Source organism: Microbulbifer okhotskensis, from assembly GCF_023895975.1.
Taxonomy (GTDB): domain Bacteria; phylum Pseudomonadota; class Gammaproteobacteria; order Pseudomonadales; family Cellvibrionaceae; genus Microbulbifer; species Microbulbifer okhotskensis.
The window spans coordinates 1-211 of record NZ_JALBWM010000591.1 but is presented as its reverse complement, the minus strand read 5'-3'; the positions used below and the strand labels follow the sequence as shown (position 1 = coordinate 211).

Here is a 211-nt window from a genome sequence, read left to right as displayed (position 1 = left end):
AAGTGCAGGAAGGGACTGAGGGTGTATAGCTGATCGTTGGTAAGCACCGTTTTCTGGTCCACCAGGCGGAAACCGCCCAGGCTGAGATTGAGGTCCCAGATGATGGGCCGCCAGATGCCGGAGGGATCTTTGAACAGGTAATAATTGTGGCAGAAAGCGCCCAGGTAGCTGTCGAGATTGGCCAGCGCGTTGTCGAAGGCGAGCATCCAGA

The 211-nt window shown here is 56.4% G+C and carries 1 protein-coding gene; it reads right to left on the bottom strand.

The window, feature by feature from the left end:
- Positions 1 to 211 (bottom strand): CotH kinase family protein (locus MO867_RS23380; RefSeq protein WP_252473560.1); only part of this gene is annotated, 211 nt, incomplete at both ends.